This is a genomic window from Faecalicatena sp. (genome assembly GCF_058819085.1).
Window position 1 is genome coordinate 30,845 of the sequence record NZ_JBZUUL010000039.1, and the last position, 25,609, is coordinate 56,453.

The 25,609-nt window shown below is 46.2% G+C and carries 24 protein-coding genes and 1 riboswitch; of the genes, 9 read left to right on the top strand and 15 right to left on the bottom strand.

Translation table 11 applies throughout. The features are described 5' to 3' along the window. The first annotated feature begins 45 nt into the window (after positions 1–45). The 5 genes from AC4OGX_RS18480 (at position 46) to arcC (ending at position 4,425) form a co-directional block, all read left to right on the top strand. On the top strand, positions 46–423 hold the full coding sequence (locus AC4OGX_RS18480; protein ID WP_493332163.1) for a hypothetical protein: 378 nt from the start codon (positions 46–48) through the stop codon (positions 421–423). 80 nt (positions 424–503) lie between these two features. Next, positions 504–1,019: a GNAT family N-acetyltransferase gene (locus tag AC4OGX_RS18485; RefSeq protein WP_493332164.1), complete on the top strand. Its 516-nt coding sequence runs from the start codon at positions 504–506 to the stop codon at positions 1,017–1,019. 167 nt (positions 1,020–1,186) lie between these two features. Further along, positions 1,187–2,806: a DUF975 family protein gene (locus tag AC4OGX_RS18490; RefSeq protein ID WP_493332165.1), complete on the top strand. Its 1,620-nt coding sequence runs from the start codon at positions 1,187–1,189 to the stop codon at positions 2,804–2,806. 43 nt (positions 2,807–2,849) lie between these two features. Beyond that, on the top strand, positions 2,850–3,401 hold the full coding sequence (locus AC4OGX_RS18495; protein ID WP_493332166.1) for a prolyl-tRNA synthetase associated domain-containing protein: 552 nt from the start codon (positions 2,850–2,852) through the stop codon (positions 3,399–3,401). Positions 3,402–3,492: 91 nt separating this feature from the next. Then, complete coding sequence (arcC, locus tag AC4OGX_RS18500; protein ID WP_493332167.1) at positions 3,493–4,425, top strand: carbamate kinase; 933 nt, start codon at positions 3,493–3,495, stop codon at positions 4,423–4,425. Between the two features lie 80 nt (positions 4,426–4,505). Here arcC and AC4OGX_RS18505 read toward each other — a convergent pair whose 3' ends face one another. The 3 genes from AC4OGX_RS18505 to AC4OGX_RS18515 form a co-directional block, all read right to left on the bottom strand. Next, on the bottom strand, positions 4,506–6,089 hold the full coding sequence (locus AC4OGX_RS18505) for a DEAD/DEAH box helicase (RefSeq protein WP_493332168.1): 1,584 nt from the start codon (positions 6,087–6,089) through the stop codon (positions 4,506–4,508). Between the two features lie 144 nt (positions 6,090–6,233). Beyond that, complete coding sequence (locus AC4OGX_RS18510) at positions 6,234–8,204, bottom strand: FUSC family protein (protein WP_493332169.1); 1,971 nt, start codon at positions 8,202–8,204, stop codon at positions 6,234–6,236. 39 nt (positions 8,205–8,243) lie between these two features. Next, the gene (locus AC4OGX_RS18515; protein WP_493332170.1) at positions 8,244–9,161 is read right to left on the bottom strand and encodes a cupin domain-containing protein; all 918 of its coding nucleotides are present in this window, start codon (positions 9,159–9,161) and stop codon (positions 8,244–8,246) included. 258 nt (positions 9,162–9,419) lie between these two features. Here AC4OGX_RS18515 and AC4OGX_RS18520 point away from each other — a divergent pair, with 258 nt between their 5' ends. Both AC4OGX_RS18520 and AC4OGX_RS18525 read left to right on the top strand, forming a co-directional pair. Beyond that, positions 9,420–9,587: a hypothetical protein gene (locus AC4OGX_RS18520; RefSeq protein WP_493332171.1), complete on the top strand. Its 168-nt coding sequence runs from the start codon at positions 9,420–9,422 to the stop codon at positions 9,585–9,587. 49 nt (positions 9,588–9,636) lie between these two features. Beyond that, a complete protein-coding gene (locus AC4OGX_RS18525) occupies positions 9,637–10,533 on the top strand; it encodes a helix-turn-helix domain-containing protein (protein ID WP_493332172.1) in 897 nt (298 codons plus the stop codon). A 71-nt stretch (positions 10,534–10,604) separates the two neighbouring features. On the opposite strand, the gene uxaC is transcribed toward AC4OGX_RS18525, so the two are convergent. The 4 genes from uxaC to uxuA form a co-directional block, all read right to left on the bottom strand. Beyond that, positions 10,605–12,011 (bottom strand): glucuronate isomerase, encoded by a 1,407-nt coding sequence (gene uxaC, locus AC4OGX_RS18530; protein WP_493332173.1) that lies wholly within the window; start codon positions 12,009–12,011, stop codon positions 10,605–10,607. An 11-nt stretch (positions 12,012–12,022) separates the two neighbouring features. Further along, complete coding sequence (locus AC4OGX_RS18535) at positions 12,023–13,048, bottom strand: sugar kinase (protein WP_493332175.1); 1,026 nt, start codon at positions 13,046–13,048, stop codon at positions 12,023–12,025. 110 nt (positions 13,049–13,158) lie between these two features. Further along, the gene (locus AC4OGX_RS18540) at positions 13,159–14,772 is read right to left on the bottom strand and encodes a mannitol dehydrogenase family protein (protein ID WP_493332176.1); all 1,614 of its coding nucleotides are present in this window, start codon (positions 14,770–14,772) and stop codon (positions 13,159–13,161) included. Positions 14,773–14,774: 2 nt separating this feature from the next. Continuing rightward, positions 14,775–15,842, bottom strand: coding sequence for a mannonate dehydratase (gene uxuA / locus AC4OGX_RS18545; protein WP_493332177.1), 1,068 nt, complete (start codon positions 15,840–15,842; stop codon positions 14,775–14,777). A 247-nt stretch (positions 15,843–16,089) separates the two neighbouring features. On the opposite strand from uxuA, the gene trhA reads away from it, so the two are divergent. Beyond that, positions 16,090–16,749: a PAQR family membrane homeostasis protein TrhA gene (trhA, locus tag AC4OGX_RS18550; RefSeq protein WP_493332179.1), complete on the top strand. Its 660-nt coding sequence runs from the start codon at positions 16,090–16,092 to the stop codon at positions 16,747–16,749. Positions 16,750–16,915: 166 nt separating this feature from the next. On the opposite strand, the gene AC4OGX_RS18555 is transcribed toward trhA, so the two are convergent. The 7 genes from AC4OGX_RS18555 to AC4OGX_RS18585 form a co-directional block, all read right to left on the bottom strand. Continuing rightward, positions 16,916–17,482, bottom strand: coding sequence for a nicotinate-nucleotide adenylyltransferase (locus AC4OGX_RS18555; RefSeq protein ID WP_493332180.1), 567 nt, complete (start codon positions 17,480–17,482; stop codon positions 16,916–16,918). Positions 17,483–17,508: 26 nt separating this feature from the next. Further along, complete coding sequence (locus AC4OGX_RS18560) at positions 17,509–18,135, bottom strand: GTP pyrophosphokinase (RefSeq protein WP_493332181.1); 627 nt, start codon at positions 18,133–18,135, stop codon at positions 17,509–17,511. Between the two features lie 175 nt (positions 18,136–18,310). Beyond that, a complete protein-coding gene (locus AC4OGX_RS18565) occupies positions 18,311–18,817 on the bottom strand; it encodes a DNA-deoxyinosine glycosylase (protein ID WP_493332182.1) in 507 nt (168 codons plus the stop codon). Beyond that, the gene (gene bilS, locus AC4OGX_RS18570; RefSeq protein ID WP_493332184.1) at positions 18,805–19,311 is read right to left on the bottom strand and encodes a flavodoxin family protein BilS; all 507 of its coding nucleotides are present in this window, start codon (positions 19,309–19,311) and stop codon (positions 18,805–18,807) included. Before bilS ends, AC4OGX_RS18565 begins: the two co-directional genes overlap by 13 nt. 102 nt (positions 19,312–19,413) lie before the next feature. Further along, complete coding sequence (pflB, locus tag AC4OGX_RS18575; RefSeq protein WP_493332185.1) at positions 19,414–21,654, bottom strand: formate C-acetyltransferase; 2,241 nt, start codon at positions 21,652–21,654, stop codon at positions 19,414–19,416. Between the two features lie 118 nt (positions 21,655–21,772). Next, positions 21,773–21,853: riboswitch (ZMP/ZTP riboswitch) on the bottom strand. Between the two features lie 209 nt (positions 21,854–22,062). After that, the gene (locus AC4OGX_RS18580; protein WP_493332187.1) at positions 22,063–22,842 is read right to left on the bottom strand and encodes an SDR family NAD(P)-dependent oxidoreductase; all 780 of its coding nucleotides are present in this window, start codon (positions 22,840–22,842) and stop codon (positions 22,063–22,065) included. Positions 22,843–22,922: 80 nt separating this feature from the next. Beyond that, positions 22,923–23,549 (bottom strand): HAD family hydrolase, encoded by a 627-nt coding sequence (locus tag AC4OGX_RS18585; RefSeq protein ID WP_493332188.1) that lies wholly within the window; start codon positions 23,547–23,549, stop codon positions 22,923–22,925. 120 nt (positions 23,550–23,669) lie between these two features. On the opposite strand from AC4OGX_RS18585, the gene AC4OGX_RS18590 reads away from it, so the two are divergent. After that, the gene (locus AC4OGX_RS18590) at positions 23,670–24,467 is read left to right on the top strand and encodes a DeoR/GlpR family DNA-binding transcription regulator (protein WP_493332189.1); all 798 of its coding nucleotides are present in this window, start codon (positions 23,670–23,672) and stop codon (positions 24,465–24,467) included. A gap of 102 nt (positions 24,468–24,569) precedes the next feature. Here the strand turns inward: AC4OGX_RS18590 and AC4OGX_RS18595 are convergent, their stop codons facing one another. Beyond that, a complete protein-coding gene (locus AC4OGX_RS18595) occupies positions 24,570–25,589 on the bottom strand; it encodes an NUDIX domain-containing protein (RefSeq protein ID WP_493332191.1) in 1,020 nt (339 codons plus the stop codon). Positions 25,590–25,609 lie beyond the last annotated feature (20 nt).

The following is a 25,609-nucleotide window of genomic DNA, read 5'->3' on the forward strand; positions in this document are numbered from 1 at the left end:
TATAACAACTAAAATATCATTCAAAAAACGAGGAGGGTTCTCACTATGAAACAAAGAAGTACAATGTTAAAAGTAGTTTCTATCATTTATATCGTAATCGGAGCATTAAACATAATTTCAGGTATCATGGCTATCGCAATGCGCGGTGTGATCGAACAGACCTATGCTGCCATGGGCATCGCTCCGCCGTCCACACTGGGCTATGCACTGACATTCATAGCGGCTGCGGTTTTCCTGGCTTCCGGCATCGTCGGGATCCTGTACAGATCCAAACAGTCCGTATTGATCCTTGGGATCATCCTTGCAGCATATGAAGTTTTCAGCATCGTTTACACTGCCATGACCACCGGTTTTTCAGTATTAAGTCTGATTTCCCTCATCTGGCCGATCTTATACCTGTGGGGATGGTATCAATCTAACTAGGAAACTAAAAAACCATATTTCATCGATCCGCCGGCTCTTGAAAAAGGACACCTTACAGCGGATAAAAAAGGAGGATACAAATGAGTAATCCCAATGTAGTTTACCGCAGAGCAAAAGTAGAGGATGCCGAAAGAATTGTCGCTTTTTACAATTTTGTCGGCGGAGAAACGACCTATCTCAGCTTTGAGAAGGATGAGTACCCACTGAATGTTCAGGAACAAATCGAAGCTGTCAAGGCGCTCGAAGGCAATCAGACCAATATCATGCTGATGGCAATGGACCAAGACGAGATCGCCGGAATCGCTACGATCAATTCCAGCCACAAGATCAAGGCACGCCACGAGGGAGAACTGGGGATCGTGGTGGCAGAGAAGTATCAGGGACAGGGAATCGGTACCGAATTGATCACCCAGCTGATCGCATGGGCCCGCGGAAACGGCGTCACCACCCGCATCCGTCTGGATACCAGGGCAGATAACCCGAAGGCAGTCGCTCTTTATATGAAGTTCGGCTTTATCGTGGAGGGCTGCTGCCGTAATTCCACACTGCTCAATGGCAAGTATTATGATCTTTATATCATGGGCATGATGCTGTAAAATCAAGTCCAAGAGGCAGTACGAAGCAGTTTAGTGCTTCTGTACTGCCTCTTATATTTTTTCTTGGCTGTTTTTCATTCTGAGATGAATTCCTGTTTATGATTGCTTAATCCGGCCAATTTGACTATAATAGAGATAATAACGAGTTCTGCCCAGGGGGGTTCCTTATGTGGAAGAGAAAAGTACTTAAGAGAAAGACAAGACAGTCCTTAAAATTCAATTATTGGCGTATGGTTGCCGTTTGTTTTCTTACGGCAATGCTGACGACTGCCTATACCTCTTCCACGATATTTATCAACCGGTATGAACCGGACCATGAGGTCCAGGCTGTACCGGATGTGTCAGCCGGGGCTTCTAATTCTGAGATCGTGGCCGATACGGTAGAACATATTTCAGACGAGCCGGTACAGGCTTTTCATACCCCTGCCGGTACAGCCGCCGACTTTCTGATCAATACCTATACCAGCAGCAAATCCATTTTCTTTTCCATCCTCAGGGCTTTCAATGATATTCTGGTCAATACCTTCCAGCTGTCTACCGTCTTTTTATTAGCCGGAGTACTGCTGGCCATCCTATACCAGCTTTTCATCGAGAATCCGCTCCTGATCGGAGAACGCAGATTCTTTTTGGAGGCCCGGAATTATCACCAGACACGGATCAGCAAGATTTTCTTTTTGTTTAAGTTAAACTATTTAAGGAATCCTGTATGGGTCATGCTGTGCCGTTCTATATGCCAGTTTCTCTGGAACTTTACCATTGTAGGCGGTATTATCAAACACTATGAATACAGCATGATTCCTTTTATTCTTGCCGAAAATCCGGCTGTGGACCGCAGTGATGCTTTTCATTTATCCAGGCAGCTGATGCACGGGAACAAATGGAGAATGTTTCTTCTGCATGTTTCCTTCCTGGGATGGCATATGCTCTCACTGTTCACTTTAGGGCTTTTGGACTTTTTGTTTGTCAATCCTTACATGGCAGGAACAGATGCAGAGCTTTACATGGAGCTGCGCAGGAATTATGTACTCTCACGTTCTCCCGGATATGAGCACTTCAACGACAGGCTTTTAGAGCAGGTGCCCTCAGAAGACGAGCTGTTGATCAGCAAGGCCCTCTATGATGACTCAGAAGGCCCATACACGAAGATTTCCTACTTTGCCCCGGAACAGTACCCTGTTTTTCTTTATTCCATACAGCCGCCTGCAAGGGCCGTAAAAGTACCGATCCATGCAGACAAAAAATATGGATTAAGATCCTGCATCTTTTTATTTTTCGCATTTTCCGTATTCGGATGGGTATTCGAAAGCTTTGTACATTTGATCCGTGACGGTGTTTTTTTGAACCGTGGCTTTTTATTGGGTCCCTGGATTCCTTTATATGGATTCTGCGGATTGATCCTGCTTGTCCTTGTGCAGAAATTTGTACACAGACCCATCCCGGCATTCATTATGATGATGGTGATCTACTCTATGATCGAATATCTTATGAACTGGTTCTTGGAGTATGAATGGGATATCGTACAGACTGACTATACCGGATATCTGCTGAATTTAAACGGAAAGACTTTTATGGGAGGTGCTATCTTCTTCGCACTTCTGGGATGTGCTTTCCTGTACTATCTGGCACCGCGGTGGGATGACCTTTTCCATCGGCTGCCCAAAAAGATGCAGCTAGTGTTATGTATTCTGCTGTGTGTTTTATTTGCAGCAGATCTTACCTATGCTCTGACACACCCTGAACTTCTGTCTGAACTGCTCAAACCGGGCTTTTTATTCACAAAGGTTTAGGGAATGTTTCTAGAAAAAAATAATTGATTGAGAGGTTTTTATTATGGACGAGATTTTTGTCAGCAAAGAACACTTTACATCCAGGCCTGACTGTACAGGCCGCCTTGATAAGGAGATCCGGGTCTATGAGGTACTGGACAAGCTTGGTATCCCCTACGAAGGTGTAGACCACGATGTTGCACCTACGATCGAGGCCTGCCAGGCGATCGAGACCGAACTGGGTATCATGCCCTGTAAGAACCTATTCCTGCGCAACCGCCAGAAGACCACCTTTTTCCTGCTTTTAATGCCCGGGGAAAAGAAGTTTGTCACCAAGGATCTGTCCGGTCAGCTTGGAATCTCCCGGCTCTCCTTTGCGGAACCTGAATTTATGGAGAAATATCTGGACATCACTCCTGGTTCTGTCAGTGTACTGGGTCTGATGAATGATAAAGACTGGTATGTGGACCTGCTGGTCGACAAGGACCTTTTGGGAAATGAATATCTTGGATGCCATCCATGTATCAATACTTCCACATTAAAGATCAAGACGGATGATATCCTGAAAAAGTTTGTCAAATATACAGGCCACCGCTGCCGTGTTGTTGAACTGTAAGTTGACCGTTGCTTTTTCTATGGAAAAATAATATAATTCACTGTATAACACTTGATAGACACAAATTTAAATAGAAAAAGGGGATACAAACATGAAAAAAAGAGTTGTTGTCGCATTAGGCCACCGTGCCCTGGGAACTACCCTTCCTGAGCAGAAGGTCGCCGTAAAGAATACAGCAAAATCCATTGCGGATTTAATTGAAGAAGGATACCAGGTCGCTGTCACTCACAGTAATGCACCACAGGTAGGCATGATCCACACCGCCATGAATGAATTTGGCAAGACACACGATGATTACACAGCCGCTCCGATGTCCGTCTGCTCTGCTATGAGCCAGGGTTACATCGGTTATGACCTCCAGAACGGTATCCGTGAGGAGCTTTTAAGCCGCGGGATCTACCGGACAGTCAGTACCGTTCTCACACAGGTCATTGTAGATCCATACGATGAAGCATTCTATACCCCGACCAAGGTGCTTGGCCGTTATATGACAGCCGAGGAGGCGAACGAAGAACGCAAAAAAGGGAACTATGTCATCGAAGAACCAGGAAAAGGGTTCCGCCGTGTTGTTTCTGCTCCGAATCCGGTCAGGATCGTAGAGCTTGATGCTGTGAACGCACTGCTTGATGCCGACCAGGTAGTCATCGCCTGCGGAGGCGGCGGTATTCCTGTATTAGAGCAGGACAACCATTTAAAAGGGGCCAGCGCCGTGATCGAAAAGGACTTAACTGCCGGAAAGCTTGCAGAGGGTGTGAACGCTGACGAACTGATCATCCTGACAAGCGTGGAGCAGGTATGCATCAATCTTGGACAGCCGAATGAAGAGAAGCTCGGGGATATTACCCTGGATCAGGCAAAGGAATATATGGAACAGGGACATTTTGGAATCTACAATATGTATCCAAAGTTCAAGGCTGCCGCTGAATTTATCGGGGAGCGGGAAGGACGAAGCGCGATCATCACCTCCTTTGATAAGGTAAAGGATGCGATGAAAGGAAAGGCAGGGACACGGATCCACAAATAGGGTCAACATCTGACCGGCCACAAATAGAAAGCCTCATTATGGAATGATCGATCTCATATCCATAATGAGGCTTTCTTTGATTATTTCTGGTTGGCCGGCTCTACCGCCACTGATTTTCCTTTGATCTTTGCATTATTCATTGCATTGAGTACATCTCTTGCATATTCTCTAGGAACCTCCACAAAAGTATACTTATCAAACATATCAATGGATCCGATCAGTTTTCCCGGGATTCCGCTCTCACCTGCAAGTGCGCCGACGATATCTCCCGGTTTCGCCCTATTTTTCTTTCCAATATTGATAAACAGCCTTACCATTCCGGCTTCCTCTGCACCTGTATCCCCAAAATCCATCTCTTCCTGGCTTATTTCATTCTGCCCGGAACTGATCTTTAAGAATGCGGCTGCCATATCCATGGCCGTATAATCGGAGTCATTGACCTTACTCTCGATCGCCTGGAGATATTTGGTCAGATCTTCTGTCTCGATGATATTGTCAATCTCCTCCAGGATATTCTCCATCTTTGTGGTTGCCACATCATTCAATGAAGGTACCTTCTGGGCATAGATCTTCGTCTTGCAGTAACGCTGGATCTCTTTTAACTTATACACTTCTTTTCCTGATACAAAGGAGAAGGAGCGTCCCTCACGTCCGGCTCTTCCGGTCCTGCCGATACGGTGTACATAGTACTCGTCATCCTGCGGCAGATCATAATTGAATACCGCTTCCACTTCTTCCACGTCAATTCCTCTGGCAGCTACGTCTGTGGCTACGAGAATATCTGTCTTTCCTGAACGGAAGCCCTGCATCACCCTGTCCCTCTGTGCCTGCTTCATATCTCCGTGCAGGCCGGCTGCAAAGTAGCCTCTGCCAAGAAGACCGTTCACGAGCAGGTCTACCTGCTTCTTCGTATTACAAAATACAACTGAAAGCTTCGGTGTATAGATGTCCAGAAGACGGGCAAGCACCTCTTCCTTATTCTTCGGCTTTACTTCATAATAATACTGCTCGATGTTCGGTACTGTCAGCTCCTTCTTCGTCACCTTAACAAGCTGTGCATCCTTCTGGAACTTCTTTGTGATATCCAGGATCGCCTGGGGCATAGTAGCTGAGAAAAGTACGGTCTGGCGTTCTTTAGGAACTCCCTCCAGGATCGTCTCGATGTCCTCGCGGAAACCCATGTTCAGCATCTCATCTGCCTCATCTAAAACAACAGTGTGAACCTCTTCCATCTTGATGGTCTTTCTGCGCATGTGGTCCATCACACGTCCCGGGGTTCCGATGATAAGCTGAGTTCCGCTCTTTAAGGAACGGATCTGCTTCACGATCTCCTGTCCGCCGTAGATCGGCAGAACCTTGATCGCATGCATATATTTTGCCAGGGAACGGATCTCTTCCGCTACCTGGATCGCAAGTTCTCTTGTGGGGCAGAGTACCACCGCCTGAAGCTTCTTATTCTTCGGGTCGATCTTCTCTAAAAGAGGGATTCCGAACGCTGCTGTCTTTCCTGTTCCTGTCTGTGCCTGGCCAATGATGTCTTTCCCTGTCCTCATCACAGGGATTGCCTTCGCCTGGATCGGGGAAGCCTCCTCAAATCCCATATTCTTAATTGCTTTCATAATTTCAGGACAAAGTCCCAATTCTTCAAATCTTGTTTCTTCCATAAAACTCCTTCATTCATTAAAATCACTCAAAAAAAGCACCCTTTACCTGACATCAAGTAAAGGATACTCATTAGTCTCACGTGTTATCATAACAGACTTTTAACCGGATGTCAATTTTACGATCCTCATTCTGTGAATTCCCTGTTAGGATTCCCCTTTTTCCACAAAATAAGCCTGCAGTGCGGGATCTTTTCTGCAGATATTGTTAAGCTTCCTCATGTTCCCAATATATTTCTCCATCAGATGTCCCAGGAAAAAATCATTTTTCGGCTCAAGCCCGCTTTCTGCTGCATTCTCCATATTCAGCTCTGTCTGACCTTCGCTGATTTTTTTCAATGCCCCCTGCATCTGTATCGCAAAACTGATGATCCCATCCCGCTCTCCTGCCGTTATCGACTCTGTGGTCACATAGAACACCATCTGCTCGACCTCCGCGACCATCCTCCATAACACATTCAAAAAGCCCATATAGCGTTCCACCTCTTCTGCCCGGTTCTTTGTCAGGTATTCCATCGCCTGCCCATATGTAAGTCCAAACTGTGCAAGGGCATCCTCCATCACCGAGTAGTCGATCCTGCGGCGGCATCCGATCCTCAGGAAATCCAGGTAATCCGTCTCCATGTGGAACACCTCTCTTAGATTGAACCGAAACTGCTCATACAAACTTGTAGGGAAACAGAACCTGTTTGCAAACAAGACCAGGACCACTGCAGCAAGCACATAGACCAGCCTCAATTCCACGGCCGTAGTGCTGTTCAGCGATAAGGAAGCCAGCGTCAATGCAAATCCTGTGGAAAATGATACCTGCTGGATGCTTCCTGGTGTAAAAGAATACATGAAAGAGATCAGCACAGCCGACAGGATAAAATGTGCGGTAATGCTTTTCAGGTACATCAATATAAAGAAAATGGCCACACTGCCTGCTGCCGTTCCTAAGATCCTGTTCTTTAACCTTCTTGTACTCTCCTCATACATAGGCTGTACCAGAAGAAATGCATTCAAAGGCAGCCAATAGGAATGTGTGATATTCAGGCATCTGCTGATGCTAAAGCTGATCATCAGTACGATGGAGAGCCTCAGGGCAAACCTCATCTCAAACTGGTTTGGATGCAGACGCTCTTTTTTTTCCTGGAAAAAGTGCCGCCAGTCAATATGGCTGTCATCCTGTTCCCTCTCCTTTTCTGTAATAATCTTTAATGCAAATACAAGCAGATGCATAAAGTTTCTTGTAAAAAGGCTGGCGGTCTCACTGACTTCATGAATCTCATTCAGGATCTCTCCTGCCCTCTGGATCAGCGGCTCATTATCCTCCTCATTCAACTGATCCCGTACCTGCTCCAAATATTCTGAAAGCTTGGCAAAGAGCACTCTGTCCGCCCGGGAGAAGGGATTCTTCTGCTGGTGGTAATCCACTACGAAGTAAGCAGTCCGCTGGAACAGCAGTGCAAAAATATAAGGAACACTTACTGTCCTGTTTTCACTGACCCTTCTGGCAGCCTGTCCGCCGGCATAGAAACGGTTCTGTATCGCTGCCATCTCCGCAGAGATCCCCCTGACCTGCTTTCCTTCTGAGAGCTCCTGAAACCGGGAAGCTATGGCTCCCAGTCCTTCCCTGACTGCCGGGTAATCCTTTTCTTTCCTATGCAGGAAGGCCCACAGCTTCATAGCAGCGGCCAGCACACAGAGAATGCACAGATAGACCAAAAGCTGGGGCAGAAGCCCCTCCTTATCTACCGGACGCAGCTGCAGGAATACGAAAACCATGCCGTTAATAAAATATCCCCTCTGATTGAACCTGGTCGTCCTTAAAAAGACCAACAAAAACGGAACCAGTCCGTTCAGCAGGACACACAGCAGCATACTCTGCTGCGCTGCAAATGCCAGGACACAAAGAACCAGCTGTTCCACTCCCAAAGACAGGACTGCCTTAAAGCAGAACTGCTTCTGGTAATTCAGCTTAAATGTCGTTGTAGCTACAGATACCAGTAACAAATACGAAGTACCAAATAAAAAAATGACCCCGTAGAACACTACCAGGTAAAATACGATCACCGGCACCGCTTTCACAAAATTATCCCTGAATTTCCCTATGTGTTCCTTTCCCTTCTCTAACATGAAACCACTTCCCATCTTCTCTGTCCTGCAGCCGGTCTGTCAGTTTTCCTTTTTCCTGCGCTGTCCCTTCACTTCCGTACCCGCCCGGCTGTTCTTCCGGTATTCATTCGGTGTACAGTTCATATGCCTGCGGAATGTCTTACCAAAATAACTGCTGGAGCTGAATCCTGTTTTCATTGCGATCGTCATGATACTGTCTGACGTAAAGCTCAAAAGACCGCAGGCCACCTGCACGCGGTAAGACTTAAGATATGCAAAGGGCGTGATACGGAGCATTTTCTGAAAGCAGCGCAGACATTCCCTCTCGCTGATGTGGGCAGCATCCGCAATATCCTTTAGGGAGAGCTCCTCAGCATAGTGCTCCTGAATAAATAAAAGCATTGATTTCAACCTGCTCTCACTATTGAAGGAGGGTTCACTTTCCGTATAAATATATTCCTTCTGGTCCTCAAAAAGGTCCAGCATCAGTTCTGCACTCAAATTCCTGGACTGTATCTCATACCCAAATGCACCTGCCCTCTCCCATTCTGCCAGCTGCTCCAGTTTATCCAATATCCTCTTACGGATGGGATTCTTCCTTTTAAGATCAACCACCGTGATACTGCTGCACTGAAGCAGCGGGGTTAAGTACTTGGTATCGATCAAACTCTTTTGAGGGGCAATGAACTCCCGCGGGAACATATGCACGTCATATTTGATCGGAGTCATCGGCTCCGGTGTACTAAGCTGGTGAAGTACATTTGTATTCACAAACAAGCCCTCTCCCGGATGGACACATACTTTTTTGTCCGGGGTGAAATATTCGAGTACCCCCTGGTGTACTACAACAAATTCTAATTCCTGATGCCAGTGCCAGGGGACTAAGTAGGTCCGCCCAAGAGACGGTGCGATCTTACGGATCACATAAGGATATTCCGCCTTCATTTCGAAAATCTCTTCCTCTTTATGATCTGACATTTTTATTTCCTCCAGGAACATGTGATCCCTCCTTTCCTGTCACTGGTATCCGCCTTGTCTGGCGTTATTTTACCAAAATCCGGTCGTTATATAGGTATATTTCCTTATAGATATACGATAATATCATAGTAAGAAGTGTAGTACATTAAAAATCAGAAGTCAATATACCTGGCAGAATAACGGTAATCAAAAGAAAACCACCTGTAATCGGGGCACATGTGAAAGTAAAATCAAGGTAAAAAGAAAGGGGTGCCGGATTTGAAGTTTGAATGGTTTGAACGACTGCGTTACCTGGAATCGCACACAAAAAACAGTGCTGAATTTGACGAAAAACTGCACACACTGACACAGCAGGATGCCATGAAGCTGCTGACCGCAATGAAACAGGAGGAGGCCCGGGATTCCAAGAATTGTATGATATTGTAAATCTTGCGCTTTTCTGCTAACATACATAGTAAGCAGAAAGGAGCGATTTATGAAGAAGAATCTCCAGACCAAATTCAGCACCAGACAGTATATGCTGTCGCAGGATTTTGAGATTTATTACTATAACGACAGGAATCTCCCGCCGCATGTGGAGATGCATGCCCATAATTATTACGAATTCTACTTTTTTCTGGAAGGAAATGTGAAGATCCAGATACAGGACACACTATACCCCCTGCAGTATGGTGATCTGATCCTGATCCCGCCCCACGTTCACCACAAGGCTGTGATCGGGGATATGGAGCTTCCTTACCGCAGATTTGTCTTCTGGATCAGCCAGGAGTACTGTAATCATCTGCTTCATATTTCCCCGGATTATGTATATCTGCAGCAGTATGTCCAGATTAAGAACGATTACATTTTCCATAATGACCGCATTACATTTAATACGATACAGTCCCGCATCCTGCGTCTGATCGAGGAGCAGCGCTCTGACAAGTTCGGACGGGAACCTAAGATCACGCTCTGTGTGGACGATCTGATCCTGCATCTGAACCGCCTGGTCTATGAACGGAATAATCCGCAGAATCCCCAGGTCACAGAATCTCTTTATCAGAATCTGACCCAGTATATTGAGGATCATCTGGACGAGAACCTCTCCCTGGATGTCCTTGCCAGTGAATTCTATGTCAGCAAATACCATATTGCCCATGTTTTTAAAGATAACCTGGGGCTCTCCATCCACCAGTATATCACTAAGAAACGTTTGAGCGCCTGCCGCGAAGCAATACAGGGCGGTGATAATATCACCCAGGCCTATCAGATGTTTGGTTTCGGCGATTATTCCAGTTTCTACAGGGCATTTAAAAAGGAATACGGGATCTCTCCAAAGGACTGTCAGGATATGGTCTCTTTGGTTACACGAAAAGAGGAAAACCCACTTTAAGAGAGCCGTTCTGCCTGAAGCTTCTTTCCGGCAGAACGGCTCTTCGTATGCGAAAGAGCTCTTCTTTTGTTTTACAGGTCAAATCCAAAATAACGCACTGCGTTCTCATAAGAGATCCCTTTGATGATCTTCTCAAGAGTCTGATAATCTTCCGGATATTCTCCGTTTTCCACCCAGCCTCCGATCAATTCACAGAGGATGCGTCTGAAATACTCGTGCCGGGTGTAAGACAAAAAGCTTCTGGAATCTGTCAGCATTCCGATAAAATTGCCCAGTAATCCCAAGTTTGCAAGAGAGATCAGCTGTTCAACCATTCCTGTCTTATTGTCATTGAACCACCATGCACTTCCCTGCTGGATCTTCCCGACTGCGCTGGAATCCTGGAAGCATCCGATGATCGTACCGATCGACGCATTATCTGACGGGTTCAGGGAGTAAAGGATCGTCTTCGGCAGCTCATCTGTCTCTGCCAGGGCATTCAGGTAATCCGCCATTTGTGCAGACGGAGCATAGTTATTGATACAGTCGACTCCCGCATCCGGCCCGATCTGCCTGAATAGCTTCTGGTTGTTGTCACGTTTCACACCGTAATGGATCTGCATCGCCCAGTTTTTCTTGTGGTATTCTCTGCCAAGAACAGTCATGAATGCAGTCTTAAACTTTAACTCCTCCTGACGGTCCACGCTCTGGCCGGACAGCCTTTTTGCAAAAATAGCCTCGATCTCCTCCTCGGATGCCGGAACATACATAACATATTCCAGACTGTGGTCTGATATGCAGCAGCCGTTTTCGGCAAAGAAATCCAGACGCTTTTTCAGCGCTTCCTTCAAGGTCTGAAAGCTGTTGATCTCAACACCGCTGACTTCACTTAACTTCTTCAAATACTCCGTGTAATCCGCTTTTTCCAGATTCATCGCTTTATCCGGGCGCCATGCGGGAAGCACCTGCACATCAAAGCTGTCATCTGCTGCGATCTTCTGATGCCATATCAGGGAATCCGCCGGATCATCTGTGGTACAGATCAATGTAACATTAGACTGTCTGATCAGATTACGGGCTGTCATGTCAGCCCGGGCCAGCTTTTCATTGCACAGATTCCACACTTCCTCTGCTGTCTGGCTGTTTAAGTACCCTGTATAACCGAAATACTTTTTCAGCTCCAGGTGGCTCCAGTGATATAAAGGATTGCCGATCGCCATTTCCAGTGTCTCCGCCCATTTCTGGAACTTCTCACGGTCTGTGGCATCTCCAGTGATATAAGTTTCCTCCACGCCATTAGAACGCATCTGACGCCATTTGTAGTGGTCGGCACCGAGCCATGCCTGGGTGATGTTCTCAAATTTTCTGTCCTCATAGATCTCCTGGGGGCTGATATGGCAGTGGTAGTCCAGTATTGGCATCACTTCCGCATATTCATGATATAATTTCTGTGCAGTTTTGGTTGATAACAAAAAATCATCGTCTAAAAATTTTTTCATAACTTTTCTCCTTATCTCTTCATCTCACTGTGGTATCCTGTATTTTCATGATCGGCAATGATATCCTGGATCTCAGCCTGTGTCAGAGACGGCATATCACCGGGAATGGTGTTTTTTACGGCACTGCTTGCATTTCCATATTTCAATGCCTTTTGACAGTCCCCATTCTCTGACAGAAGTCCGTATAACACACCGGATACATAAGCATCACCGCTGCCGATGCGGTCCACCACCTCTATATTTTTGTATGGCTTTTCCTCATAATAGCAGTCTGCCTGTGCATCGTAGATCACGGAGGAAAAGCTGTGCACCTTAGGACTGTGCACTGTTCTCTGGGTGGACGCGATCACGGAGATGGGATAATCCTTGGCGAAACTCTTCATGATCTCTTTTACGTCCCCCTCTTTTTTGAATGTCAGCCTGGCTGTGTCCTCTGAGCAGAAAAAGATATCCACATAGGGAAGGATCCCCTCGATACACTCTCTGGCCTCTTCCCCCGTCCACAGGTTGCCCCTGAAATTCACATCAAAGGAGATCAACGTTCCCTGCTCCTTAAACCGCCTGATCATCTCTACCCCGGTCTTTCTGCACGCCTCACTGAGCGCCAGTGTGATCCCCGATGTATGAAAACAGCGTGCGGCCCCATATATCTCCTCCGGGAATTCATCCACACAGATCCTTGTCATGGAGGAGTGCTGTCTGTCATATACGACTCCCGGCTTCCTGGGATAGGCTCCATTCTCATAATAATATACGCCCAGACGTGCATCCCTGCTGATGTCATATACAAGATAATCATCACTGACTCCGCTGAATCGGATCTTGTTCTTCGCAAAGATCCCGATGCTGGTATCCGGTATCCTGGAAATAATACCGGACCTCAGTCCTAACAAGGATACCCCGGAGGCAACATTTAATTCTGCACCGCCGACCTGCTTCTGGAACATATCCCCGCGTACGATCCTTTCATTGTCCGGCGGCGAGAGCCTCAGCAGAATCTCCCCCAATGCCAACAGGTCAAACTCTTTTTTCTTCATTTTATCCCTCCTGCTTACGCATTTTCCTCCTACTTATCCACAATTCTCGTTTTCCTTGTGAATAAAGCTGCCACGAAATGTGACAGCCTTATCCGGTATGATAAACGTATTTATCCTACATATTTCTGTAAAACCGCACGTACTGCGCCTTTTCCTGCAATCATTTCACGGAAATATGTGCAGACCTTCTCTGCCATCCCGACCTCACACAGGTTCACACCAAAAATCTTCTCATTTTCCAGAACCGGTTTTAAACCAGCCTCCACATCGGCGTCTTCACCAAGCTTAAAGCCTGCCACATAAGGGCATACTGTGTCAAGAAGCGGATCCGGGCTTAGCTCAAATGCATTACCATTGTCATCTACCGCCATCAGATAGCGCAGCCAGCCTGCAAATACGAGCGGGATCAGCTTTAAATCTTCCACATGAAGCTCTTTAGAAGCCTTATATGCCTTGATCGTTTCACCATAGCGAATCGCAAGCTTCTGGGAAGTATCTGTTGCAATTCTCTGCGGAGTATCCGGCATAAATGGATTCGGGATACGCACATTCAGAACAGTATCGATGAATTCCTTTGGATCCAGAACGCCCGGATCGATCACTACCGGAAGACCTTCTGTGTATCCGATGCCTTCTACCAGCTTCTTTAAGGATTCATCCTTCATCTCTTTGGAGATCAGGTCATAGCCCAGTACACATCCAAAGACCGCAAGAGCAGTATGGAGTGGATTTAGACAGGTACATACCTTCATCTTCTCTACTTTATCCACAGTCTCGCGTTCTGTGAACATCAGTCCGCCCTTTTCCAGCTCTGGACGTCCGTTGGGGAAGGAATCCTCAATCACCAGATATTCACATTCCTCCGCATTTACAAATGGAGCAACATACGTGTTCTTGGAGGTGATGACCGGCTCCAGCTCTTCCAGGCCGTCTTTTCTTAAGATCTCCTCTACAGAAGCATCCGGGCGTGGGGTGATCTTGTCGATCATGGACCACGGGAAGGATACTTTTTCTTTGTTGTTGATATATTCAAGGAATCCTTTTTCTACCAGATCATTCTCCACCCACTTCTCTGCAAAAGCATTCACAGCGGCATACAGCTTATCCCCATTGTGGGAACAATTGTCTGTGCTTACCATTGCGATCGGCTTCTCGCCTGCCTGATAGCGTGTATATAATAAAGAAGCTACTTTCCCGATATAGCTTGCCGGCTTTTTAGGGCCGTTCTCAAAATCTGCTGCCACAGCCGGAAGAAGTTCTCCCTTGCCGTTTACAAGGCTGTAGCCTTTCTCTGTGATCGTAAAGGTTGACATCTGGAGAGAATCCTTCTGGAAGATTTCTCTGAGGCGGCCGAATTCTGCATCGTTTTCAGAATCCAGGATGCAGGATTCCACCACGCTTCCGACCACTGTTTTTTCCACATTTCCATCTGCTTTCAGGGTAACAAGGATGGAATAGTCATCATGAGGACGGTTCATCTTCTCGATGATCTCATAGTCAAACCCTTCTGCAACGACCAGACCTCTGTCCAGTACTCCCGCATTCAACAGGTTCTGCACCACATTTGCCTGAAATGCTTTGAAGATGTTGCCAGCTCCGAAGTGGATCCAGAAAGGATTTTCCTTTGTCGCTGCTTTTACAGCTTCGCGGTCAAACTCAGGCAGGTGATATCCTGCTGCCTCCCACTGTGCTTTGTTCTCAAGACCTTTTTCATTTAATCTCATAATTATCTTGCTCCTTTCTCAATCGCTTCCCACAATCCATTCAGGTAAGTTGCTCCCAGTGCTCTGTCATACAGTCCATATCCGGGCATTGCCACTTCATCCCAGATCATTCGTCCGTGGTCAGGTCTGATCGGACCTGTGAATCCGATCTCATATAGCGCTTTCATGATCTCATACATGTCAAATGTTCCGTCAGATGACAGGTGTGCTGCCTCCTCGAAATCTGTCGGGCTGTTGAACTTCAGATTGCGGACATGTGCAAAGTGAATTCTTCCCTTCAAAGAACGAATCATATCCGGCAGATCATTTTCCAGATTTGTTCCGTATGATCCTGAACAGAATGTCACACCGTTGTGCGGGTTGTCCACCATCTGCATCATACGGAGGATATTCGCCTTATTGATAATGATACGAGGAAGACCGAATACACTCCATGCCGGATCGTCCGGGTGGATCGCCATATTGATATCATATTTGTCGCAGACCGGCATGATCCGCTCCAGGAAATATTTCAGGTTTTCGAATAATTTTTCATCGTCGATATCCTTGTACATTGCAAACAGTTCTTTTACATGAGCCATACGTTCCGGCTCCCAGCCAGGCATGATCGTTCCGTTCATGTCTCCGGCAATGGAATCGAACATCTTCTCAGGATCCAGTGCATCGACTGCTTCCTGTGTATAAGCAAGTACTGTAGATCCGTCAGGCCTTACACGTGCCAGCTCTGTACGTGTCCAGTCAAATACAGGCATAAAGTTATAGCATACGAGATGGATATCTTCCTCGCCAAGATTTTCCAGAGTCTCAATATAATTGTCAATGTATTTGTCTCTGTCTTCTGCACCTGTCTTGATCGCATCGTGGATATTCACACTCTCGATCCCTGCAATATGAAGTCCTGCTGCTGCAACCTCATCCTTCATCGCGCGGATTCTTTCTCTGCTCCACACCTCTCCTGGTACTGTATCATATAAAGTCGTGATGACTCCTGTCACCCCCGGGATCTGTCTGATCTGCTGTAATGTTACTGTGTCAAATTTTGAACCATACCATCTTAATGTCATTTCCATAATATCATTCTCCTTTTCTTTCACTTGATTCCTTCGTTTCAAGTGTCTGTTTTTTTGTTAATTCCATTATAAATCCTCCCCCAAAAAATCCAATTGGCATACTTGTTGCATACATTGCAAAAGTTGTTGTTTAAGTTTTTTAAGTGAAACTCTTGCAATTTAATAATATTAGTTGTAATATTAGCATATACTAAACATAGTTTTTAAAACTACATGTAATGTTTTTATTTTCTAGGAGGCGTTTATTATGAACAAAAAGCACTTACTCAAAGACCCCGGAAGCGCGATCACACATTTTATCGGAATGCTGATGGCTATATTTGCAGCGATTCCACTACTGATAAAGGCTGCACATGAGCCAAGCAGGATTTATGTCATCTCACTTGCCATTTATTCGGTAAGCCTGATTTTATTGTACGCAGCAAGTACCACTTACCATACATTCGATCTGTCAGAAAAGGTAAATACTGTACTGAAAAAGATCGACCACATGATGATTTTTGTTTTGATCGCAGGAAGCTATACACCGATCTGCCTCCTCGTGCTGAACCAGCCGACCGGACATATCATGCTCGGACTCGTCTGGGGGATCGCGATCGTAGGGATCCTGATCAAGGCCTTCTGGGTTTTCTGTCCGAAGTGGGTCTCCTCCGTGTTATATATCGGTATGGGCTGGACCTGTGTATTAGCGTTTACACAGATCTTAAATAATATGTCCAGACCAGCCTTCCTCTGGCTGCTGGCAGGAGGGATCATCTATACGATCGGCGGGATCATCTATGCATTGAAGGTGCCGATCTTTGACAGTAAGCATAAGAACTTCGGAAGCCATGAGATCTTCCACCTCTTTGTCATGGGAGGAAGCGCATGTCATTTCGTACTGATGTATGCATTTCTGCTTCCTTAAGCGGGATCAGAGATCCAGAGGGCAGGCCGGCTGATGCATCTAACGTTCCTGCCGCCAAACGATAGAAAGCACGTTTGCGCGAACATTCTATTGTCATGAATAAAAAAGCCGTACACATATCCTTCCTCTGCAAAGATATGTGTACGGCTTCTGCTTTATAAACCTTTTATTCATACAGATAATTCAAACTGCGGATCCTGTTTTCTATCTCATGCCCGGTAATGTATTCACTGACTGTCTTAGGCACATACTGTTTCCAATCCTTTTCCTCGGCTATGAGCTTTCTGACCTCTGTTCCCGTGATTCCCTTTTCTTCCGGACTTTTTCTCCAGAGGATCTCTATATTCAAGCCCAGCCGCTCCAAGATCTGAAGACGCTCCTCATCCCAATCACTGCAGATGCTCATAAAATGTACCGCGTCCTTCGGGATATACTGGGGGATCAGATCCGGCTGGCTGATCGGAAAGGGAACGATCTCATATTCCTCCCGCGTCACACCAAAGTCGGCCAGTGCACCTTGGATCATCTCAAACCGCTCAAAAAACGTGAGAGGATTATCTCTCTTTGTCGTCCCGTGCTGATCCAGATCGGAGGTTGCCGCAAATGCCACGATATCGGAATGTGTGATTCCTATATAAAGCTTTTTGCACCTCATTTTCGCTGCAAGTAAATATTCCATATGTTTCAAATGGAAGATCTGAAATCGTCCATGTATAACCCCTGTCTCAACCATTCCTCTAGCTCCTCTCATGTGCTTTTCTATATTCTATCAATTTTTCTGCGGATTTCCAACATTTTTGTGTCAAGATTTTCAACCATGTCAGCGCACGCCCGCAATTCGGCATCGATCAGCTCTGCTTCTTTGCGTCCCCTCTTATACCTTAACTGGTGGTCTAAGTTAGCCCAGTAATCCATTGCAGCGGTACGAAGCTGTAATTCAGCCTTCATCCACTGGGTTCCTCCCTGGAAAGCGATCGGGATCTCCATGATGATATGGAGGCTTCTGTAGCCTGACGGCTTCGGACTCTTAATATAATCCTTTTGCTTTACTATTTTAACATCCTTCTGCTCCGAAAGGATATCCGCAATCCGGTAGATATCATCCACATAAGAACAGATTGCCCTGACGCCGATGAGATCGTTGATCTTTTCCAGTGCATTGGAAAAGTTCTTTTCCAGCCCCTTCTTTTTTAACTTCTTGCATGTACTTTCATAGGACTTCATCCGGCCTGTCTTCAATTGGATCACATTTCGGTCCAATTCCATTGACAGCTCGATATTAATAATGTCCAGCTTCGTCAGGAGCAGGCTGATCGCGCACTCACCCTTGATGCTGAAATCGCTTTCGACCAAATTTTCCTTTAACTTATTACTCTCTTTACTCATTCAGACCCAACTTCTCTCTACTTATATTTATCCATGTACGTCCTGCAATGCAGTACTTTACTAATATATGTTAACATTGGAAGTAACATACCTCTATCTGTGCATTGTTATACTTCCGTTAACAATCGGTAAAAAGAAAATAATCTGAATATTCTGAAAACGGAGAGCAAAGGGGTCAGACCCCTTTGAGAAATCCCGCGATCTCCCCCCAGCTCTCCATCAGGCGGTCGATAGAATATGCCGCATTGGCCGGACTCGTGGAGGGTAATCCGATGATCTCCCTGCCGGTCTGTTCTTTACTATACTTATCATACAGCTTCCTTGCTGTTGCTCCGTTAGCATAGATGCAGCGGATATCGCAATGCTTTAGGATCCTGTTCAGATCAGCGGGAATAACATTACGGATACTGCTGTCACTGGAGCCTTTGATCTCACAGCTTGAAATAACGTCCCAGACCGCGATCCCATGCCGCAGCAGCAAGGCCTTCTTTTCTTCGATGGACTGCGGCACCTGCTCCTTTGTAAGCTCTGCCATGACTTTCCAGAAACGGTTCTGGGGATGACCATAATAGAACTGATTCTCACGGGACTTAACGGAGGGAAAGGTGCCTAATATCAGCACCCTTGAGTTCTCATCGAAGACCGGCTCGAATTCATGTGTTACCTGGGTTAAGCCTTCCATACTCTATAGATTTCTCCTTCCAGCGCCTGTAAGTCTGCCTCATCCGGATGGGACAATGCCCGGTCAAAATTCTCCAGCATCGCTTTGATCTTCGGATCATCCGGGTTCTTTTCCTGCACTGCCTCATATCTCTGTCTTACACTGTCAGGCATGCTTCCCTGACACATATAAGTCCCCTGAATCGTACAGTCTTCAGAAAGAAATGCAGATACACGGTTTAAGATCTGGTCGAAATATTCCTTGGCCCCGCCAAAGCCTGCCGTACCGAACAGGAAGATAGTCCTCCCCTCCAGCTTTTCCAGAAATTCTGCCATTTCCTCACAGCAGATCCCTTTGTCAGTCCAGAACCCGGCAAATATCACCTTCGCATCTGGCACCTCCTTGGGCACACCTCCAAAGTATGCACACTTTTCTTCCCCTAAGATATTGTGGATGTGTTTCGCCAGTTTCTCAGTATTCCCTGTACGGCTGCTATAAACAACTGCGTATGACATACTCATTCTCCTTCCTGAATCTGCGTATCACTACCATAGTTTCCATCATTATACTCTCTATGGCCGCAAAAAACAATGCATACTGAGCTTACATATTCACACTTACATTGCCTCATGGAAGGTGCGCATGATGACTTCCTTCTGCTGCTCTTTTGACAGCTTGTGGAAATTCACCGCATATCCTGAAACACGGATCGTCAGGTTCGGATATTTGGATGGATCCTCATATGCCTCCACCAGCATCTCGCGGTTGATCACATTGACATTGATATGGTGGGCAAGCTGCCTGAAATATCCATCCAGGATCTGCACCAAATTCTCCTGCCGTTCTTCCCTGGTCCGGCCCAGTGTATCCGGGGTAATGGAAAATGTGTTGGAAATCCCGTCCCGGCAGTCATCATAGGAGAGCTTTGCCACCGAATTCAGGGAAGCCAGCGCCCCATTTTTCTCACGGTTGTGCATCGGATTTGCTCCCGGTGCAAACGGCTCTTTTGCTTTCCGGCCGTCCGGCGTTGCCCCGGTCTTCTTACCATACATTACATTCGATGTGATGGTGAGAACTGACAAGGTATGTACTGCGCTGCGGTATGTTTTCGTCTTCTTTAACTCCGCAGACATCTCTGCCAGGATCTGCTTTGCGATCTCGTCCACCCTGTCATCATCATTCCCATAGGTCGGAAATTCCCCTATTGTCTCAAAGTCTACAATATATCCCTTCTCATCCCTGATCGGTCTGACCTGTGCATACTTGATCGCACTTAAGGAATCCGTCAAAACAGAGAGCCCTGCCACACCGCAGGCCATGAAACGCTCCACCTCGGTATCATGGAGCGCCATCTGGGTCTTCTCGTATGCATATTTGTCATGCATATAATGAATCGCATTTAATGTATTAGTATACAGTCTGCAGATCCATTCCCTGTATTTAGCCAAACGCTCCATCACCACGTTATAATCCAGTACCTCTCCTTCATACACTGACATTTCCGGACCGGCATATGCCTTGGTATAGGTATCATATCCTCCGTTCAATGCAAGCAAAAGCAGCTTCGGCAGATTACATCTGGCCCCAAAGAACTGCATTTGCTTTCCGATCTTCATGGCCGAAACACAGCAGGCGATTCCATAATCATCCCCATAAATCGGCCTCATCAGATCGTCATTCTCATACTGGACCGCATCCGTATCGATGGAGACCTTCGCACAGAAATCCTTGAATCCCTGCGGAAGCCCTTCTGACCACAGGACAGTCAGGTTTGGCTCAGGAGCCGGCCCTAAATTATACAGTGTATTAAGGAAGCGGAAGCTGTTTTTCGTCACCAGCGTGCGTCCCTGCTCATCCATACCTCCGATAGACTCTGTGATCCACATCGGATCACCGCCGAACAGCTCGTTGTATTCCGGTGTCCGCAGGTGTCTCGCCATACGCAGCTTCATCACAAAATCATCGATCAGCTCCTGCGCATGCACTTCATCCAAAATGCCGGCCTTTATATCTCTCTGGATATAAATATCCAAAAACGTACTCGTTCTTCCTAAGGACATTGCAGCCCCGTTCTGCTCTTTGATAGAAGCCAGATATGCAAAATAGGTCCACTGAACTGCCTCTCTTGCATTTCCGGCAGGTGCCGAAATATCATAGCCATACATCTGTGCCATTTCCTTCATCTTATGCAGGAAATTGATCTGTTGAAATACTTCCTCAGACAAACGGATCGAATCCACATCAAAATCCCCCTCGCCGATCCGCCTCTTATCCTGCTGCTTTTCCTCGATCAAAAGGTCCACGCCATACAGAGCCACCCTGCGGTAATCTCCGATGATACGCCCTCTTCCATATGCATCCGGCAGTCCGGTCAGAATCCCCGCATGTCTGACCTTCCTCATTTCCTCTGTGTAGACACGGAATACGCCGTCGTTATGTGTCGTCCTATACTGGAATTCCTGCTCGATCTTATCCGAGAGCTCATAGCCGTATGCCTTACATGCTTTTCTTGCCATGTTGATACCGCCAAAGGGATTCACTCCCCTCTTTAACGGGCGGTTCGTCTGAAGCCCCACGATCAATTCCTCTTCCTTATCCAGATATCCCGGCTGATACGCGGTCAGTGAGGAAACGGACTGTGTATCGATATCCAATACCCCGCCAAAATCCTGTTCCAGTCTCAGAAGACTGTTCAAACGTTCCATCAGTCTGCCTGTCCGTTCTGTTTTCGTCTCCAGGAACTCATCCGTTCCTTCGTAAGGAGTTACATTCTTCTGAATAAAATCTCTTACATTGATCTCCTTCTGCCAATCCCCTGCTGTAAAACCGTTCCATTGCTCAAAGTTTTTTCGTTCCATGATATTTCCTCCGTTCAAATCTCAGATTTACGTTACCTCCCGGTCATTTAGGCACTCTTTCTGATATCACGCAGCGGACAGAAGTCCTTTTTACACGCAAAAAAGGGCAGCCCAATGATCGAGCTGCCCAGACGGTCGGCGTTCAATTCTATGCTCCCTTGTGGTATGCTCCACTTTTCCGTCAGTCACATAGAACGTTTCAGTTCCCATGATGTCTGTTCTTTCAGTCTATCCCAAGTATAAACACAAAAGCATATTAAATGCAACACCTTTTTGTATATTTCTATTATTTCTATTATTATTTCTATTTTTTTATTGTACTAATATTCACAGTCAAGCAGAAACCGGCAAACTACACAGGATCGGTATAGCCACCTCTGTCTGGATATACTTGACGGCTATAGCCAATTATGGGCGAAGTCCCATACCACCCTCAAGTGTAATCGTCTCACCTGACATATATTTAAAATCAGGAGATCCCAAATGCACACATACTCGTCCAATATCCGCTTCTGCATCTCCGAAACGTCCCATCGGCACTGCTCTTAAGTTTTTCTCATAAGCCTCTGGATAAGACTCTTTGAAGTTCTCAAGCTGTGCAGTCATGGCAAGCGGACATACGACATTGACATTGATGTTATCCTTGCCCCACTCTGTGGCTGCTACACGGGAAAGTCCGCGGATTCCCTCTTTTGCAGCCGCATAAGAACTCTGGCCTGCATTTCCGAATAATCCGGCACCGGATGCAAAATTGATGACACTTCCCTGTGTCTCTTTTAAATAAGGATAACATGCTCTCATATAATAGAAAGCCGCATAAAGCCCTGAATAGATCCCAAGATCAAAATGCTCCTTGGTCTGCATGGAAAGCGGGATTCCTGATGCAGAAGCCTGTGCGTTATTGATCAGTACATCGATCCTTCCAAATTCCTCGATCGTCTTCTTTACAACATTGTTCACTGCTTCCTCTGACTCATCGTCAGGATTGACATCTGCCTGTAAAGCCAGGACCTTGATCCCATAGAGGCGCTCAAGCTCTTCTTTCGCATCCTCAAGCTTCTGCATGTTCCTTCCGGTCAGAACCAGGTTTGCACCTTCCTTCGCATAAGCTGTTGCGATTCCGTACCCGATTGACTTAGCCTTTCCGCCTCCTGTGATAATTGCAACTTTTCCGTCAAAAATACCCATTTTAGACATCTCCTTTTTCAGATAATTTAGCACCTAATCTTATAATAGTCGCTTGTTAAAAATTAGTCAAGCAGTATTTTCTAAATAAAAAGAGATTTTATATCATTCGTTTTTTCCATTTTATAATCTGCACGGATATTGTCTGGAAAATGCGCCCCCCATACGGCCAGAGCACAGTCCACACCGGCTCTTCTGGCACACTCCATATCATAGGAAGAATCTCCGACGTATAAAACACGTGAAGGTTCTGCGTGCATCCTTTTCAGCAGTTCCAGCATAGGCTCCGGTTCGGGCTTATGCTTCCCCGTGTCATCTGCGCAGATGATGGTCTCAAAGCTTTTCATAAATTCATAGCCTGCCACACTTTTCCTAAACTCCTCCCGGGTCCTGGAAGTCACAATCCCCAGCCGGATCTTCTTCTGTTTCAGCCAGCTGATCAGTTCCTTGATCCCGTCAAATGGTTTCTGCAGATACCCATATCTTTCATCGTAGAGAAGCCAGGTCTTCATAGCATTTTCCTTATCTTCGATCTTAAGCTGGTCGAGAGCTTTATCTCCCGGTATCCCAAGTGCAAAATAAAGTTCCTCAAAAGGATAGAGCCGTCCGGTCATCCTGAAAAGCATATGCTGCAGGGAAAGCAGGATCGTCTCCTGAGTATCAATCAGAGTACCGTCAACATCGAAAACTACCACTTCATATTTTTTCATAACCCTCTGTACCTCAAGTCTTGCATTATCGTTTCCACACATATATAATAACACATATAAGAACATTTTTTAATGTTTAATCATGTTTTATTTAACTGATTATAAGGGGGATATTGTGCTATGGATCAAAAAAAAGAACCAAATCAAACATCAGATACACTCGACGGCATCAACCGCCGGCAGAGGATCTTACAGAAATTAGAAGAAAACGGCGAGGTCTCTGTCAGTGCCCTCGCACAGGAATTTTGTGTATCTCCCATGACCATACGCCGTGACCTGCACCTTTTTGCCCGGCAGGGAATCCTGGAAACACATTATGGCGGTGCGCACCTTTCTAAAGGAAGACCCTCGATTCCTGATTTTCCTACTCGCAGTGAAAAAATGCTGCATTATAAACAAGCGATCGGCAGGGCGGCAGCCGGCTTTATCCGGGAAGGGGACACTATTTTCTTAGACTCCGGTACTACCTCCGTCCAGATCACCAAATATTTCCCCGATGTACATGCTACCCTGATCACTAATTCTATGTCTGCGATCCTGCAGCTTAGCACGAACCGCAAGATAAGACTGGTCATTGCTCCAGGAACATACCAGGAGCAGATCGGAGGGACACTCGATATCTCAACGGTGGAATTTCTAAGACGCTACCATGTAAATAAAAGCTTTATAGGAACCATGTTCTGTTCCACAGATTTCGGCATAACCACCTCGGAAGAGCTGGATGCCGAACTCAAGCGCACACTTTGCATGCAGAGTGACCAGTCATTTCTGATGGCTGATCATACAAAATTTACCGGGAACAGCCTTGTAAAGTTTACCGAATTCTGGGATTACGACTATATCATTACAAATAAAGAGCTTGATCCTGATCTGCAGGAACGAGTGAGAAAGCTAAATCCAAATCTGATCTTGTGCTGATACAGATGTCTGACCGGAAATGAGTAGAGCGAATCTATCAGAAGACCGGATCTGCATGCCATTTACTAAAAGGCTGCCGCAGTTTTGCGACAGCCTTCCCTTCTACTTCACACCGAGATACTCTCCCAGCATTTCAAACTCTTCTATATAAATACAGTGTTTTAATGTCCTATCCTGTATTCCCTGCATACATTCCCTGTAGTCCATCCAGATGACCTCCTCCACCTCTTCCGGCTGAAGTTCTAATTCCGAGATATCAACAGGTTCCCGGTATACATAAATCGTGCATAGTTCCGCGTCTTTAAACAGTCTCCCATAGAATACCTCTTCAAGCCCGGCCTGCCGCATCCCTACATAGCCAAGACTTTCCTTCGCTGCCTTGATGCCCAGTTCTTCTTTAAGCTCCCGTATGGCAGTGTTGAGAAATTCGTCTCCTGCCGTCACATGTCCCGCAGAAGATATATCATAGTATCCCGGATACGAATCCTTCACAGAACTGCGTTTCTGAAGCAGTACGTCATATCCGCTCTTTTCATTTTCACGCACGATCCATGTATGGGAAGTGCCATGCAGACTCCCTTCCCGGTGTGCAACGCCCCGTTCCTTGACGATCCCTGTCCTGCTTCCATCAGGATTCAGGATATCGAACAGTTCCATTGGTTTTCCATCCAGGGCCGCATACTTTAACGTATCCGTCTTGTCATAGACCAGTTTTAGGGAAAAGAAGTCCTGATTCTCATCCAAAAGGCGGAAGAAAATCTTATCCCCCTCCCACAGGTTCAGTCCGAGAACCGCTTCCTTGTCTACCCATTCCAATTCTCCCTCATCACAGGCGATCGGCACCCCGGTAAATCCATCCGCTGTATATAAGGACATATACTCCGTCACGTCCTCCCCATAGACAAACGTTACGATCCCCCTGTAACGATATGAGGTCAGCGTATATCCCGTCTCCTCCCACACTTCCCGAAGCAGACACTCCTCCGGACTTTCCTGTGCCTCGAAATGTCCTCCCACTCCGATCCACTTATCCTTGTTCACGTCATTCTTCTTCACAGTTCTGTGCAGCATCAGATATTTGTTATCTTTTTCTATATAGCATAAGGTACTCATTTTGTACATTGGCCTCTTCTCCTCTTTCC